The 14,735-nt window shown below is 63.3% G+C and carries 14 protein-coding genes; all 14 read right to left on the minus strand.

Going from position 1 to position 14,735, the window contains the following annotated elements; genetic code table 11:
* Window positions 1-2: 2 nt before the first annotated feature.
* The 14 genes from nadC to KI613_RS09930 are packed head-to-tail and all read right to left on the minus strand — an operon-like array spanning window position 3 to window position 14,648.
* Window positions 3-866: a carboxylating nicotinate-nucleotide diphosphorylase gene (gene nadC / locus KI613_RS09865; RefSeq protein WP_226405357.1), complete on the minus strand. Its 864-nt coding sequence runs from the start codon at window positions 864-866 to the stop codon at window positions 3-5.
* Between the two features lie 33 nt (window positions 867-899).
* Complete coding sequence (locus KI613_RS09870) at window positions 900-2,396, minus strand: NAD(P)H-hydrate dehydratase (protein ID WP_226405359.1); 1,497 nt, start codon at window positions 2,394-2,396, stop codon at window positions 900-902.
* Complete coding sequence (locus KI613_RS09875) at window positions 2,393-5,170, minus strand: ATP-binding protein (protein WP_226405361.1); 2,778 nt, start codon at window positions 5,168-5,170, stop codon at window positions 2,393-2,395. The genes KI613_RS09870 and KI613_RS09875 overlap by 4 nt, the downstream gene beginning before the upstream one ends.
* A gap of 34 nt (window positions 5,171-5,204) precedes the next feature.
* Window positions 5,205-6,107, minus strand: coding sequence for a histone deacetylase family protein (locus tag KI613_RS09880; RefSeq protein ID WP_226405363.1), 903 nt, complete (start codon window positions 6,105-6,107; stop codon window positions 5,205-5,207).
* Between the two features lie 22 nt (window positions 6,108-6,129).
* Window positions 6,130-6,987 (minus strand): tetratricopeptide repeat protein, encoded by an 858-nt coding sequence (locus KI613_RS09885; protein ID WP_226405365.1) that lies wholly within the window; start codon window positions 6,985-6,987, stop codon window positions 6,130-6,132.
* A 17-nt stretch (window positions 6,988-7,004) separates the two neighbouring features.
* Window positions 7,005-7,679 carry a hypothetical protein gene (locus KI613_RS09890; RefSeq protein ID WP_226405367.1) on the minus strand — a complete coding sequence of 225 codons (675 nt, stop codon included), beginning with the start codon at window positions 7,677-7,679 and terminating at the stop codon, window positions 7,005-7,007.
* Window positions 7,676-8,758 carry a beta-ketoacyl synthase N-terminal-like domain-containing protein gene (locus KI613_RS09895; RefSeq protein ID WP_226405369.1) on the minus strand — a complete coding sequence of 361 codons (1,083 nt, stop codon included), beginning with the start codon at window positions 8,756-8,758 and terminating at the stop codon, window positions 7,676-7,678. Before KI613_RS09895 ends, KI613_RS09890 begins: the two co-directional genes overlap by 4 nt.
* Window positions 8,755-9,024: a phosphopantetheine-binding protein gene (locus KI613_RS09900; protein WP_226405371.1), complete on the minus strand. Its 270-nt coding sequence runs from the start codon at window positions 9,022-9,024 to the stop codon at window positions 8,755-8,757. The genes KI613_RS09895 and KI613_RS09900 overlap by 4 nt, the downstream gene beginning before the upstream one ends.
* The gene (locus tag KI613_RS09905; protein WP_226405373.1) at window positions 9,021-10,256 is read right to left on the minus strand and encodes an ABC transporter permease; all 1,236 of its coding nucleotides are present in this window, start codon (window positions 10,254-10,256) and stop codon (window positions 9,021-9,023) included. Before KI613_RS09905 ends, KI613_RS09900 begins: the two co-directional genes overlap by 4 nt.
* A 3-nt stretch (window positions 10,257-10,259) precedes the next feature.
* Entirely contained in the window at window positions 10,260-11,171 is a 912-nt protein-coding gene (locus KI613_RS09910; RefSeq protein WP_226405375.1) for an ABC transporter ATP-binding protein, read from the minus strand.
* The gene (locus KI613_RS09915) at window positions 11,171-12,166 is read right to left on the minus strand and encodes a BtrH N-terminal domain-containing protein (RefSeq protein ID WP_226405377.1); all 996 of its coding nucleotides are present in this window, start codon (window positions 12,164-12,166) and stop codon (window positions 11,171-11,173) included. The genes KI613_RS09910 and KI613_RS09915 overlap by 1 nt, the downstream gene beginning before the upstream one ends.
* A complete protein-coding gene (locus KI613_RS09920; protein ID WP_226405379.1) occupies window positions 12,163-12,558 on the minus strand; it encodes a hypothetical protein in 396 nt (131 codons plus the stop codon). Before KI613_RS09920 ends, KI613_RS09915 begins: the two co-directional genes overlap by 4 nt.
* A complete protein-coding gene (locus KI613_RS09925) occupies window positions 12,548-13,714 on the minus strand; it encodes a beta-ketoacyl-ACP synthase III (RefSeq protein ID WP_226405381.1) in 1,167 nt (388 codons plus the stop codon). Before KI613_RS09925 ends, KI613_RS09920 begins: the two co-directional genes overlap by 11 nt.
* Window positions 13,704-14,648, minus strand: coding sequence for a dialkylrecorsinol condensing enzyme (locus tag KI613_RS09930; RefSeq protein ID WP_226405383.1), 945 nt, complete (start codon window positions 14,646-14,648; stop codon window positions 13,704-13,706). The genes KI613_RS09925 and KI613_RS09930 overlap by 11 nt, the downstream gene beginning before the upstream one ends.
* Window positions 14,649-14,735 lie beyond the last annotated feature (87 nt).

Raw genomic sequence — 14,735 nt, forward strand, 5'->3', positions numbered from 1 at the left:
TTCTAGCCGACGAAGCGCATTGAGAGATCGAGTGCCTTGACGTCCTTGGTCAGCGCGCCGACCGAAATCCGGTCGACGCCGGTTTCGGCGATGGCGCGAATGGTCTCCAGCGTGACGTTGCCTGAGGCTTCGAGAACGGCACGGCCGGCGTTGATGGCGACGGCCTGGCGGAGCAGGTCGTTGGCGAAATTATCGAGCAGGATCATCGTGGCACCGGCGCTTAGCGCCTGATTCAGTTCGTCGAGGTTCTCGACTTCGACCTGAATGAACTTGCAGCGATCGGCTGCGCTGGCCGCCACTTTGCGGGCGGCGTCCATGGCCTGGGCAATCCCACCAGCCGCGTGGATATGGTTTTCCTTGATCAGAATGGCGTCCCACAGGGCGAGGCGATGATTGCCGCCGCCGCCGGCGCGAACCGCGTATTTCTGGGCGATACGCAGGCCGGGCAGGGTCTTGCGGGTATCGACAACCTGTGCCTTGGTGCCGGCAATGGCGTCGGCGTAGATGCGCGCCTTGCTGGCTACCGCAGAGAGCAGTTGCAGGAAATTGAGGGCACTGCGCTCGGCGGTGAGCAGGGCGCGGCCGTTGCCGTCGATTTCGCAAAGCAGTTGATTGGCCGCAATGCGCTCGCCATCGGCGATATGCCAGGTAACGCGGGCTGTCGGATCAAGGCGGGCGACGCATTCGTCGAACCAGGCCTGGCCGCATAGTACGCCGGGTTCGCGGCAGATTACCGTGGCCTTGACCTGGCGTTCGCCGGGGACGAGGCTGGCGGTCAGGTCGCCGGCGCCGACATCCTCGGCGAGGGCGGCGGCGACGTTGCGGGAAATTTCGGCGGCGAGCGGATAGTCGAAGGCGATGGTCATTGCGGGATTCTGAATGCGGTGGAGGGCGCGATTTTACAGCTTGCCGTTGTCGGCAACCCATTCGTTGAAGAGATTGCGCGCGGCGTCGATGACTTCGCCAGCGGTCAGGCCGACCGGCCCAACGCCGTTGGCGACCAGGCGATCGGCCGCTGCGCCGTGCAGATGAACGCCGGCTAGCAGCGCCATTTCGGGCGGCCAGTTCTGGGCGAGCAGCGCGACGATCAGGCCGCTCAGCACATCACCCATGCCGGCCGTGGCCATACCGGGATTGCCTGTTGAATTTAGCCAAATTTTCCGGTTGACCGTGGCAATCACCGTTCCGCAGCCCTTGAGGGCGACATGGCAGCGATAGCGGCTGGCCAGCTCGCCAGCGGCCTTGATCCGGTCGGTTTGCACGTCGCGCACCGAGCAGCCGAGCAGGCGGGCCGCTTCGGCCGGGTGCGGGGTCATGATGGCCGGGCCGACGCGGTTGTAGAGGTTGCCTTCGAGACGGCCGTCTTCGGCCAGCAGGTTGAGAGCATCGGCGTCGAGAACAAGCTGGACCGGGGCTTTGAGCGATTGTTCGAGCAGGCGCAGGGCTTCCGAGGAGCGACCCAAGCCGGGGCCGCAGGCCAGTGCCTGGAGGTCGGCCTGGAGCAAGGTGTCGGCCCGGCGCATCATCAGTTCCGGCTGGAGCAGGTCGACGGTCGGCGCGTCGGCATCGAGCAGCCCGAGATAGACGCGGCCGGCGCCCAGCTTGAGCGCAGCACGGCCAGCCAGGAAGGCGGCGCCGACCATGGTCTTGCCGCCACCGAGGATGCCGGCGCTGCCGAAGCTACCCTTGTGCGTGTTATTGCGGCGCGGTTTCAGGCGGGCGCTGAAGTCGGCCAGGGTGACGATGTGGCCATCCGGCTCGATTTCGTCGGCCGGGTTCAGGGCGAGGTCGGCGACGCGAATCTCGCCGCAGCAGTCGGGGCCGTCGGCGGTGAGCAGCCCGGGCTTGCCGGCGATGAAGGTGATCGTGTGGCTGGCCTGAATGCACGGGGTAAAGCTGGCGCCGGTGTCGGCATTCAATCCGGATGGGCAGTCGAGCGCCAGCAGCGGGCAATTGTCGCGTTCGGCCAGCCGATTGACCGTGCTGATCCACTGGGCGTAGCAGCCTTCCGGCGCGCGGGTCAGTCCGATGCCGAACAGGCCGTCGATGATCAGCGACCAGCGGGCATCGTCGGGAATCGCCGTGCTCATCTCGCCACCGGCTGTGATGAAGGCTTGTCGGGCGGCGGCCGCATCGGCCGGGAGTTTCTCTGCTTCGCCGGCAAAAACGACGCGCACGTCAAAGAAGCGTTGGCGCAGCCTCCACGCCGCCTCAAAAGCATCGCCGCCGTTATTGCCAGGCCCGGCAAGGATGAGGATGGCGTGGTTCCGCTCGCCGGCGAGTAGCGCTGCCCAGTCGGCGGCAGCAATCCCGGCGCGCTGCATGAGCCCCTCATTGGCGTGACGGCTTTCGATCTGGCGCAGGCTTGGCGACTGGTAAAGCGTGTTCGGGTTCATGACAGGATTCTAGCGCCGGATGCTTGTCTCGCATGCATGAGAATCATCGCGAACAGCGCGTCCGGATCGATTGGCTTCGAGATGTGGTCGACCATGCCGGCAGCGAAGCAGGCGTCCCGTTCTTCGGCCAGGGCATGGGCTGTCTGGCCGATGATCGGCAGCTCGGGGGCCAGTTGGTGGATGGCGCGGGTGGCTTCGAAACCGTTCATCACCGGCATCTGGATATCCATCAGCACAACATCGTAGGCCGCCGCGCCGTGTGTGCGAACGGCGTCGACCGCCTGCTGGCCATCTTCCGCAAAGCTGGCTTCGGCGCCGACTTCGGCAAGAATTTCGCTCATGATCAGGCGACTGATATCGACGTCTTCGGCGACCAGAATCCGCAAACCGCTGAGGATTTTTTGCGTAGTCGCACTGGCTGCAACGGTTTCGGGTGTCACCTCGTTATGGTGGCGGACGGCGGTGTAGGGCAGAAGCACCGTAAAACAGCTGCCAACATCGGGTGTGCTGTCGACGCTGATCGTGCCGCCCATCAGGCGAACGAGGTGATCGGTGATGGCCAGCCCGAGGCCGGAGCCGCCGAAGCGCCGGGTCGTTGAATTGTCGCCCTGCTCGAAGGGGTTGAAAATATTGGCCATCTGCTCCGGTGAGATACCGATGCCGGTGTCAGTAATGCGGAAACGCAGATGGGCGCCGTCGAGGTCGGCTTCGAGGCTGACGGTGCCGCTGCTGGTGAACTTGACAGCGTTGGAGAGCAAGTTGAGCAGTATCTGACGCAGGCGCAGGGCGTCGCCGCGACACTCTGCGGGCAGGCTGTCGGCACGTACCAGGAGGAATTCGAGTCCTTTGCTTGTGGCGCGCTCCTGCATCATCTCGACGGTTTCATCGAGAACGATGGACAGGTCGACCGGCGTGTCCTCGATCTTGAGCATGCCGGCCTCCATTTTCGAGAAATCGAGGATGTCGTTGATGATGCCGAGCAGCAGCTTGCCGGAATGCTGGATCTTGATCAGCGCGTCGTTGGCCTTGCTGCCTTCTTCGGTCGCGCGCAGGGCGATATGGGTCATGCCGAGGACACCATGCAGCGGGGTGCGGATTTCATGGCTCATCTTGGCCAGAAATTCGCTCTTGGCCATGGCCAGGCGGATGGCATCGGCCCGCGCCAGTTCGAGATCGGCGGTGCGTTCCTCGACCAGTTGTTCGAGATGGTCGCGGTAACGTTCGATTTCGGCGTCCTTGCGCGTGTGTTCGGCGATGGCGTTGCGCAGTTCGCTCTCCATCGCCTTGATGTCGGTGATGTCGGCGACGAAGCCGCAGAAAATGATGCTGTTGTCTGTGCTCGGTTCGGGGATGGCGCGAATGAGCAGCCATTTGATCTGCCCGTCGGGCATGCACAGGCGGTATTCGTGCCGCCAGGGCGTCAGGTTTTTTGCTGCAGCGTTCAGTGAGTCGATAAAGAGGTGATAGTCGTCCGGATGGACCATCCGGCGCAAGCTGTCGGTACTTTCGCGAACCTCTTCCGGCGTGACGCCATAGAGCTCCTTGATCGCATCGCTGGCAAACGGAAAGCTGCCGTGGCCATCGGCGTTCAGACGGTACTGGAAGACGACGCCCGGCACTTCCGAGACAATCTGGCGCAGGCGTTTGTTGGCAGAATGTTCGGCGGCCTTGGCCTCTTCGGCGATGATGACTTCCTGCAGCCCGTTGAAGGCGGTGGTCAATTGCCCGATTTCGTCATTCCGGTGCACCGGCAGCGCCTGGCGCGGCACGTCGCCGCTACTCATCTGGCTCAGCAACTGCGAGGCTTCGGCCAGAGGCTGGAACTGCCGACGCAGCCACCACCAGCACAGGATGGCGAGGACCAGGGTGAGGCCGGATGAAACCATGACCAGGTGTCGCTCGACACTGTCGATCGGTGCGAAGGCTTCGGCGGCGGGCAGAACCGATTGCATGAGCCAGCCGGTAGAGGGTATCTCCTTGCTCGATGACAGTTCGAGAACACCGCGGGAGCTGAGGGCCAGCCCAGAGCCTTCGTAGCCGTCGATGTAACGGTCATACACAGCATTGACGCCGCGTGGCGGGCCGCTCTTGAGCAAGCGGTGTTTGTCCGAGGCGGTGACGTAGCTGCGCGTTTTGGGCGCGGTAATCAGGAAATCGCCAGTCAGACCGTATTTCGTGGTGCCGATCTGATCGAGAAAATTGGACTGGTTCAGGTTGGTGACGCCGACGACGACGCCCACCACCTGTTTTTGCTCATCGTGGATCGGCGCCATGATGGCAAAGATCGGTTGCTGGCTGTGTTCGCTGAACAACGGGTCAGTGATGGTTGCGCCGGCGCCGCTCAGCACGTGCTTGATCCCGGGATAGTCGAGAAAATTGACGCCGGTGCGTTTGAGTTGGCGCGGAATGCTGGCTACCGCTATCCCCTGGCGATCAATGACGAGTAAGCCCCAGTTGAAAATGCTCTCGGGGAGCGGATGGCGTTCAAGCGAAGCCTGGGCTTCCGGCGAATCGGCCAGTCGGCTGATGCGATAGCCATCGGCGATGGTCCGGACGATTTCCTGCCGTTCGCGAATCGAGCGGTCGAGTTCGTTGGCGATCAGGGAGACTGTCGAGAACTGCTGCCGGGAGATGGTCGTCTCCATGTCCCGGCGCATGGTGTGGCCAAGTGCAAAAACAGCGCTCCATAGCACAAACAGGCCAAGCAGCAGAACGCCGATGGTGATGCGCGTCTGCAGTGATCGCAAATCGAACAGCGCGAGCAGTTTCTTCATCGTGTTTTTGGAGTTTCTGTCGTTTTTCGACAGCTTACGGCGTTCGGATCGATTTCGCCAGAAGGATGGTTTGGCGGTGAATGCTGACGGTATCGTTTATCTGGCGGGCATAGCCGCCGGCCATGGCAATGGCGACCGGTGCGCGGTGGACCAGGGCTTTGTTGAAAACCATCCGGTCGCGCTCGGCCAGGCCTTCAAAGCTCAGTCCGAGGCGCCCGAGGCGGTCGTCGTGATAGGGGTCGGCGCCGGCCAGGTAGATGACCAGATCGGGGCGGGAAAGATCGAAGGCGGTATCGAGGCCGTGGGCGAGTTGCCGCAGGTAGGCGGCGTCGGAGCAGCCATCGGGCAGTTCGATGTCGAGGTCGCTCTGTTCCTTGTCGAAGGGAAAGTTGCGGGCGCCGTGGATGGAGAAGGTGAAGATGCTGTCGTCGCCGCGCAGGATGCTGGCCGTGCCGTTGCCCTGATGCACGTCGCAATCGACAATCAGGACGCGGTCGGCCCGGCCTTCGGCCTGCATGGCGCGGGCGGCAATGGCGGCGTCGTTGAAGACGCAGAAGCCCTCGCCGTGATCGCGGAAAGCGTGGTGGGTGCCGCCGGCCAGATTGGCGGCAACGCCGTCCTCGAGCGCTGCCCGGCAGGCGCAGATGGTGGCGCCGGCCGAGCGGCGGGAGCGTTCGACCATACCTGCGCTCCACGGAAAGCCGATTTGCTTTTCGGCCGTTTTTTCCAGTTGACCGTGGGAAACGGCATCGATGTACTTCTGGTCGTGGGCGCGGGCCAGTTCTTGGTCGGTGGCAGCGTGTGGCAGATGAAAATCGGCCGGACCGAACTCGCCGCTGGCGAGTAGCGCCTCGCGAAGTCGGGAATACTTTTCCATGGGAAAACGATGCCCGGCCGGCAAAGGCAAAACGAAGACATCGGTGTAGAACAGCCGCACAGCCGATGTCTTCGCGGATGTATTAGTTCAAGGCGGCCGACATCTTGCGACGGAATTCGCGGATCAGGTCGTCGTACTGGTCGCTGCCGGCGAGGGCCTCGAACAGGGTCAGCAAGGCTTTGCGGCCGGCTCCTTCGTCGAAGGAGCGGTCACGAACGACGACTTCGAGCGCCGCTTCCATGGCTTCGCGGAAACGGGCCTGGGCGGCGTAGGCGCGCGAGAGGTCGAGGCGAACCGCGTGGTCGGCCGGGTTGGCGGCCAGTTTGGCTTCGAGTTCGGCCGTATCGGCGGCGCCAGCAGAGAGTGCGAGGCGGGCGCGCAGGGCGTTGGCGCGGTCGGCTTCCTGGGTGTAATCGCCGGAGAGCAGTTGGCCGGCTTCGTCGTTGCGGCCGAGCTGCATCATGACGTCGACGGCGTCGAGCTGGATGGCCTGGTCTTCCGGCTTGATCTTGCTGGCTTCGACCAGCTTGGCGAGGGCTTCTTCGAGCTTGCCTTCGATGACCAGCGCAGCGGCTTCGGCGCGCAGGTCGCCGCCCGGCGCGGGGGGCAGGGCGAAGCGGTCGAGGAATTCGCGGATCTGGCCTTCAGGCAGGGCGCCGTCGAATTGATCGACCAACTGGCCCTGGAACAGGACCTTGACCGATGGAATGCTGCGCACACCGAAGTGTTGGGATAGCTCGGGGTTTTCGTCGGCATTGACCATGGCGAGCAGGAAGCGGCCCTTGTATTCCTCGGCCAGCTTTTCGAGCAGGGGCTTGAGCACCTTGCACGGCTCGCACCACGGCGCCCAGAAATCGACGACCACCGGCACGCTTTCGGCCGGCTGGAGAACCTTGGTTTCGAAATCTTGGATGGAAACGTCAAAAGCAAATTCGGACATGGCGTGGCCTGTTTAAATTAGAGTCGGGTGAATTCTACCGTCAGCTTCATGGCGACGGGAGAATGCAGGGAAAGCGTCGGGCCGTCGTTACGCACCAGCCATTCGGCGAGGCGGGCCGGGAAGTCGGGGGTGTCGGGCAAAGAGTCGTTTGTTGAGTCTTCCACTAAGTGGAGGCTGGCCGGCGACTTTTCAAGAGGCGCGCGGCTCAAGGCCAGCCAGTGGCCGCTGGCGACATCGGCGGCGTGGTCGAGCTGGGCGCACAGCACCTGGGCGCAACGGCCTTCGTTGAGCCAGATTATGGCCAGGCTGAGCAACAGCGACCAGTTGGCCATCCCTTCGCTGTCGAGCGGCAGATGCATGGCCGTTTGCAGGCCGGGCAGAAAGCTCTGGATCTGGGCAGCGGCGATGGCCGGCTGGGTGGCGAGGAAGTCGTAAGGCATCGGCTCGGCGCTGCCCGAGCAGACTTCGTCGAGCAAGGTCAGCGTTTCGAGGCGCGGACCGCTGGTCGACTGCCAGAGCAGGGCGGTTGGCAAGGAGCGGCGTTCGGCGGGCAGGCAGGCCAGGGCGCCGACCAGCGCCAGCTGGGTGAGCGGCGCGGCACGGCGCAGTGGTTTGCCGAGCGCGGCGCGCACGGCGGCCGGCAGGTCGGCGGGGGCGAAGCTTTGGCTGAGGACGGCGCTTAGGCTGATCATCCGTGGCGCTCCACGATCAGGCTGGCCAGCCCGCCACCAAAGCCGATCAGGTTGAGCAGGGCGCGCTCGATGTGTTCGGTGCTGCGCTCGACCATCGGGAACAGGGCAATTTCCGGATCGACCTTGGAGAAACCTGCCGTGGCGGGGATCTTGTCGGCATCCAGGCAGGCGAGCAGGGCAGCGAGTTCGGCCATGCCGCTGGCGCCCAGTGTGTGGCCGAGGCCCGGCTTCAGCGAGAGGAGCAGCGGCATGTGCTGGCCGAAGACTGTGCGCAGGGCGTTGGCTTCAGCCAGGTCGGTGCCCGGCGAGCCGGCGGCCTGCAGCTTGATCAGCTCGATGTCGGCGGCTCGCAAATTTGCTTCATTCAGGCAGTCGACCGCAACATCGGCAATCCGGGAGCCATCCGGATTTGGGCCGGTGGTCGAAAAGCCGTCGAGGCCGGTGCGTAGCCCGGCGATGCGCCAGGTGGCAGGCTTGGCGCTGAGGTAAACGGCGGCGACCGCCTCGCCGAGGACCAGGCCGTCGCGCCGGGCGTCAAAGGGGCGTCCTGCGGTGCGCGAGAGCAATTCCATGGCAGCAAAGCCGGCCAGCGTGCTGTCGTTGGCGAGCTCGACGCCGAGGATGATGGCGTCGTCGATGAGGCCGGCGGCGATCAGACTGCGCGCCGCATCAAGGGCCGAAAAGCCGGAGGTACAAGCGTTCGAGAAACTGCTGATGGCACCGTTCAGGCCCATCCATTCGGCGATCTGTCGGCTGAACGAGGCGGCGGCGACCGGTAGCTCAAACGGCACGCCGAGTTGTTCGAAATGGCCGATCTGGAAGGATGAAGAGGCAACGAACAGCGGTGTTTCGGATGGTAGCTGACCGAGCTGGCCGACGACCTGACGGATGGCTTGCTCGGCGCGGAGCATCCAATTGGTTTCGTCGAGCGGCAGTGCAAAATAGGGAAAGGCGCGCTCGCCCAGTTTTCGTTGGCCGGCGCTGCATTCGCCGTTCCACAGTGCGCTGGCAACAGCGGCCGGCGCATTGCCGCGGGCGCAAAGCAGGGCGGTTTTATTGATGAATACCGGACGCGTCATGCGCGGCTGGCCAGCCAGGCGTCGAGGTGTTCGGCCATGTTGGCGACGCTGGACAGGACGCGGCGGGTTTCCTTGCTGTCGGGCAGGCGCAGGCCGTATTTTTTCTTGATTGCCATCGAGATTTGCAGGGCGTCAAGCGAGTCGAGCTGCAGCGGTGCTTCCGGCCCGAACAGGATTTCGTCGTCGGTGATGCTTTCCGGGGGGCAATCCTTGTCGCAGGATTCGACGATCAAGGCCTTGAGTTCGAGGCAGAGAGCAGCATTCATGATTGGGCAGCGAGTGAGCGGTGATTGAGCCAGGCGGCCAGGGCCAGCGACAGGGCGGCGAAGGCAAGCAGCGGCAGCAGGCTGGGCAGCAGGTCGGCGAAGCTGCCGTGACGGAGCATGACGGTGTGGAAACCGTCCAGCCCCCAGGCCATCGGCGACAGCGCAGCAAGCTTTTGCATGAAGGCCGGCATGACAAATTTGGGGACCATGACGCCGCCGATGGCGCCCATCAGGATATTGCTGACGCCACCGACGATGGTGGCTTGTTCGGAGGTTTGGGCCAGGCTGGCGACGAGCAGTGCCCAGGCGACGGCCGCCAGGCTGACCGCGACCGAAACCGCCCACCAGTTGAGCAGGCCCGGCCCGCTGGGCATTTCCAGCGCCTCGCTGCCGAACATTGGCACGACGAAGATGCCGACCAGCACCATGAACAGCGCCTGCAACTGGTTGACGACAAAGAAAGGCAGCAGCTTGCCGGCGAGCAGCAGGCGGAAAGGCACGCCCATGGCGCGCAGGCGCTGCAGCGTGCCTTGCTGGCGCTCGATGATGAAGATCGACGAAATCGGGATGACGACGAAGAACATGGCGAAAATGAGCCAGGCCGGGACGTTTTGCTGCACAGAGGACGGCGGCTTGATGCTCTGGTCGTTGCGCACGGCGACGCTGGTGATTTCGTCCGGCCAGTCGCGTTCGGTGGCGCCGGGCGCGGTCGGCAGGCCGAACAGCTTGCCGGCCCGGCGGGTCAGTTCATCGGCCCGGAGGGCGCCGAGCGCGGCCATGACCTGATTGCGGAAGGCCAGTTGCAGGGCCGGGTTGAGCGTCGGGTCGAGGAGCAGGGTCAGCGCTTCGGTAGCCTGGCCGTCGGCGCCGGCGGGGGTGAGCAGGCGGCTGCCGAAACCTTTGGGCAGAACCAGTGCCAGTGCATGCTGGCCGGTGCGGATGCCGTCGCGGGCAGCTTCCGGCGTTTGGGCGTCGGCGGCCAGTGCCTGCAATTTGAAAGTGGCGCCTTTGGCGAGGCGCTTGCTGAATGCTTTCGAATGCTCGCTGTGATCGAGGTCGATAATGACGTAGCCGACATCGACGGTAATGCCGGGCGAGAAGGCGTCGCGCAGCGCCATGGTCATGACCAGAATGAACATGGTCGGCATGATGAACAGGGCGATCAAGCCATGCTTGTCGCGGAGCAGCGCAATGCTTTCCTTGAGCCAGAGAGCGAAGAGGCGGGGCATCATCGTTCAGTCCCGCAGTGAGCGTTGGGTCAGGTTCATGAAGACCTGTTCGAGGTTCTGCTGGCCGAGGTTCAGGCGAATGACCGTGCAGCCAGCGGCAGCCAGTTCATCGAGTAAGCGTGGTAATTCCACGGTCAACCGGAAAAAAAGCCGAAATTTGAAATCCCCGAGTGGCATCGCGGCATAGCGTTCGGCGATGTCGGCTGGTAGCGCACGATCCAGCTCAAGTTCGACCTGCGGTTCCGGGTTGTGCAGGATGTCGGCCAGCGAGCCTTCGGTCAGCACGCGGCCCTGGTCGACGATGGCGATACGCTGGCAGATGGCTTCGACTTCTTCCATGTAATGGCTGGTGTAGATCACCGTTGTACCAGCGGCGGGCAGGGCAGCGATGGCATCGAGCAGGAAGTGGCGGGATTGCGGGTCGACGCCAACGGTGGGCTCGTCGAGCAGCAGCAGTTGTGGCTGGCCGAGCAGGCCGATGGCCAGGTTGAGCCGCCGGCGCAGGCCGCCGGAGAGCTGGTCGGCGCGCTTGCCGACAACCTGTTCAAGGCGGGCGAAGCTGATGGCAGCTGAGCATTGCGTCTTGATTTCACGGCTGTTCAGGCCAAGAACCCCGGCGAAGAAGCGCAGGTTTTCGGCCACGGTCAGCATCGGGTAAAAGGCGTAATCCTGCGGTACCAGCGCGATGGCGCGCGGGTTGGCGGCACGGGCTTCGGCCAGCGCTTGGCCGTTCAGGGAAATCTGGCCGTGGGCGGCACTCAACAGGCCGGCGAGCAGCGAAATAAGCGTGGTTTTGCCGGCGCCGTTCGGGCCGAGCAGACCGTAAACGCTGGCGGCCGGAATCGTTAGCGAGACATCCTGCAACGCCGGGGCGACAGCATCGCGATAGCGGTAGGTAACGCCATCGACCTTGAGCATCAGGCGGCGCGGCGCAGGTCGCGGAAAAAAACCTGCTCGCGGTCGGCGATGGCGCGCAGTTTGTCGGCCAGCTTGGCCGGATTGAGCGGCTCACGGTCGCGGATCATGCGGGCCGTGGATAGCGCAAATTCGCGCCACTCGTCGCCGATGTCGATCAAAGTGTCCGAGAGTTCGTTGAGTGCCGGGCGGGTCAGCCGTTCGGCCGCTTCCTGCAGGAAGGCAGCGTAAATGAAGCGGAAACCGCCACCGCCGGTGCCGATTTCTTCCTGCATGCGGACGACCTGGCCGATGAACATCTTGGCCGCGGCCGGGTTGCCGGTAGCGTCGAGGCGCCCGATGGCGTTGGCCAGGCGGCGAATACCGCGTACGCCGATGATCGGGATGGGCGAATCGAGCAGGATGCGCGTCGTTTTCTTGATGGCCTTGGGCAGAACTTTCGCCCAGTCAGGTTCGACCGGCTTGCCTTCCGGGTAGTAGAGCAGCCCTTTCGGGGCGAGCACGCCCTTGGCAAAACGGGCGCGGCTCAGATCGGCCGGGGCGCAGGTCACCGTCGTTTCAACCACCGGATCGGACAACTGGTAGTCGCCGCTCGCCGCATCGCGGCCATAGGCCAGGACATTGTGGGCGTTAAAATGAAAGCGCAGGTCTTCGGGCATATAGGGCAGCCAGAATACCGAAGTCTGCATGCCGACCAGTTGGCCGGCATCGAGAAGTTCGTTCAGGCGCTGTTCGCCGGCTTCCGGGCTGCGGAAGGTTTCGAAACGCATCTTGAGGCCGAGCGGCTTCTGCAGGCCCTTGATGATGAATTTCGGCGGCATGCGGTAGGCGACCAGCGGCAGGCCGTTGATCTTGATGATCGGCAGATAGGCGAAGGAAAGTGCCGACGACAGGCCGAAAGCCATCGCCTCCGAGATCGGTAGGCCAAGATGGCGCAGCATGGACGACATGACGCCGCTTTCGCAATGGGAAGCATGGCTGTGCTGGAATTCCATCATTCGGCCTTTTTGAGTTGCTCGACCGTCAGGCCCATGGCTTCGCCATAGCGCTGGAGCAGCCCGGCCGATAGGCCCTGAAAAATATCCGGCCGAAAGTGACGGCGGATGCGCCACTGCCAGAGGCCGGTGACCTGCGACAGCAGCGGCACGTCCATGCGCGCCTTGTGCATATGGTATTCGAGCACCGAAGTCTGGCCGGCGATGACGCGCTGGCGGGCATCTTCGGCCAGCCGGTTGAGGTCTTCGACAGCCTGCCGGGTGACGATTTCCTCGACCTCCCAGCCGGCCGATTGCACGATGTGCAGCTTGCCGTCGGCGCCGCGCGCGTACATTGCCTTGCGCTGGCCGCCCAGCGTGCTGTTGCCTTCCTGTGGGACCTCGTTATCGAGCATGGCCGACCGCCGTCAGGTGCATGAGCGAGCCGGTGAAACGACCGCTTTCCGGGATGAAACAGAGGACGCGATCACCATCGTTGAGGCGACCACTCTTGAGCAGCTCATCAATCATGATGTAGATCGACGCTGATCCGGTATTGCCCTTGGTCTGCAGGTTGGTAAACCATTTGTCCTGAGCGATCGGGAAGCCGACGGCGGCCATGCAGTCAGCCATCGGCTGGCGGAAGTACTCGGAGGACATGTGCGGCAGGAACCAGTTGATATCGGCCGGTTTGACATCACGGGTGCGCTGCATTTTTTCCAGCGACTTGCCGATGGTCTGGTAGGTCACTTCGGCATTGAGCAAACGGACATCCTGCTTGATCGAAAAAATCGACTGCGCAGCGCGCTGTTCCGGCGAGTACTGTTGCCAGCCCTGCAGCGACCCATCGCCCCGCTTTTCGCCGCCGGCATACATGCAGACTTCCATCGTATTTGCCTGCGACAGGATGTCGATCCAGTCGATGCGCAACGACAGGCCATCGGTGCGCGGCTGATCCTGGAGCAGAAAGGCGCCGGCTCCGTCGGACAGCATCCAGCGCAGGAAATCCTTTTCGAAAGCGATTTCCGGATTGGTTTCCAGCTCAGCCACCCGATGTTCCGATTCGGCTGCGAAATTGCGGGCGTGCAGCATGCTGGAGGAGAGTTCGGAGGCGGTCGCTACGGCGTTGCGTGCCAGACCGGAAAGGACGCTCATGTAGGCATACTTGAGCGCCGTGATGCCGGCCACGCAGATAGCTGCGGTCGACACCACTTCGCAGGCCGGAATGCCCAGTTCGCCATGTACCATGACGCCATGGTTAGGCATGATCTGATCCGGAATGGTCGTGCCGCTGACCAGGCAATCGATATCGTCGGGGGAAAAGCGTTCGCAGGCCAGGCCGCGCACGGCTTCGGCCGTCAATTGGGCATTGGTGTGGGTCGGGGCGCCGGTCGTCGGGTCGATGGCGTAGTGACGCTGGCGAATGCCATTGTTACGCAGCACGATGCGCCGGGCACGCGACGGCTTGCCGGCGATCATGCCGAGCACCTTTTCGATGTCGTCGTTGCCGACCGGCGCATTGGGCAGGAAGGCCGACGTGCCGTTGATATAAACCTTGCCGCTAGGGTGCATATTTTTCTAAGTTGAATTCCTGCGAGCCGGAAGGCTGCTCGAGTTCGGCCTTGAGCCGCTCAAGCCGCGGTTTGAGCAGCGGGGAAAATAGCCATTGTAACAACAGGCTTATTGGAACGACGGTCACGATGAGCGTAATCAGATAAAGAACAAACAACAAAAGTACCGGCCGTCGCCGCCATTGGCCACGTTTCCCGAAGAGCCGGACCAGTTTCGACCAGACGCCGAAAGCCCGCCGGCCGGCACGTTCGCTGATGGCCAGGCGCGGATTGACGGTGACGGCTCGCAGCCCGCTTAGCATCGGCTGATTCAGTTTTTCCTGGTCGTGGTTGAGTCCATCGGCCAGGGCTAGCCCGAAACGGCGCGCCTGACGGATTTCATCTGGCGATACGCCGGCCGGCGGCAAGCCAAGAAAACTGCCTTTTTTGCCGGTCCACACCCAGCGCGGCGTGGTGATGAAGGTAGCCAACGGGTGGCCCTGATCGGTAAATGCCATGTGGTCGATCAGGCGGCCGCCGGCATCGTCGATTAGCTGTTTCATCGTTTCCTGTGCCGACAGCCACATGTTGCGGCAGGCGACCAGCGTGATGACCGGTTTGCCGCAGATCAGCTGCCGACCTTCGGCGCTTTGCAGGAAAGCCGTCATCGGCAGGGCCGGGGAGAGATACCAGACCTGGTAGGTCAGGATTACCAGATCGAAGGGGGTATCAGCGGCGATTCCCAGCGGGCGAAGCGGCGGCGCATCGAGCTGGACACATTCGGGGAAAGCGTCGAAAAAATCGACGATCGGCCAGGGAAACGGAAACGCCATTGCCGGCACCAGTGTTTCGAGATGCACGTCGTGACCGGCTGCCCGCAAGGGGGCGATGACCCGCTCGGTAATGTCCAAAAGCTGTCCGGTTTGGGAGTAATTGACGACGAGAACGCGTTTCAAGGGGTATCCGCTGAGCTGGCTAACCCGCAATTCTAGCAAATCGCCGTAGTCGCACGGAGATCGGTGCATATTCCATCCGCAAGTGCA

The organism is Ferribacterium limneticum, from assembly GCF_020510585.1.
Lineage (GTDB): Bacteria > Pseudomonadota > Gammaproteobacteria > Burkholderiales > Rhodocyclaceae > Azonexus.

Excerpts from the sequence above, each read along its gene's own strand:
- nadC (WP_226405357.1), bottom strand. The coding sequence starts at position 866 with ATGACCATCGCCTTCGACTATCCGCTCGCCGCCGAAATTTCCCGCAAC.
- KI613_RS09870 (WP_226405359.1), bottom strand. The coding sequence starts at position 2,396 with ATGAACCCGAACACGCTTTACCAGTCGCCAAGCCTGCGCCAGATCGAA.
- KI613_RS09875 (WP_226405361.1), bottom strand. The coding sequence starts at position 5,170 with ATGAAGAAACTGCTCGCGCTGTTCGATTTGCGATCACTGCAGACGCGC.
- KI613_RS09885 (WP_226405365.1), bottom strand. The coding sequence starts at position 6,987 with ATGTCCGAATTTGCTTTTGACGTTTCCATCCAAGATTTCGAAACCAAG.
- KI613_RS09890 (WP_226405367.1), bottom strand. The coding sequence starts at position 7,679 with ATGATCAGCCTAAGCGCCGTCCTCAGCCAAAGCTTCGCCCCCGCCGAC.
- KI613_RS09895 (WP_226405369.1), bottom strand. The coding sequence starts at position 8,758 with ATGACGCGTCCGGTATTCATCAATAAAACCGCCCTGCTTTGCGCCCGC.
- KI613_RS09900 (WP_226405371.1), bottom strand. The coding sequence starts at position 9,024 with ATGAATGCTGCTCTCTGCCTCGAACTCAAGGCCTTGATCGTCGAATCC.
- KI613_RS09905 (WP_226405373.1), bottom strand. The coding sequence starts at position 10,256 with ATGATGCCCCGCCTCTTCGCTCTCTGGCTCAAGGAAAGCATTGCGCTG.
- KI613_RS09910 (WP_226405375.1), bottom strand. The coding sequence starts at position 11,171 with ATGCTCAAGGTCGATGGCGTTACCTACCGCTATCGCGATGCTGTCGCC.
- KI613_RS09915 (WP_226405377.1), bottom strand. The coding sequence starts at position 12,166 with ATGATGGAATTCCAGCACAGCCATGCTTCCCATTGCGAAAGCGGCGTC.
- KI613_RS09920 (WP_226405379.1), bottom strand. The coding sequence starts at position 12,558 with ATGCTCGATAACGAGGTCCCACAGGAAGGCAACAGCACGCTGGGCGGC.
- KI613_RS09925 (WP_226405381.1), bottom strand. The coding sequence starts at position 13,714 with ATGCACCCTAGCGGCAAGGTTTATATCAACGGCACGTCGGCCTTCCTG.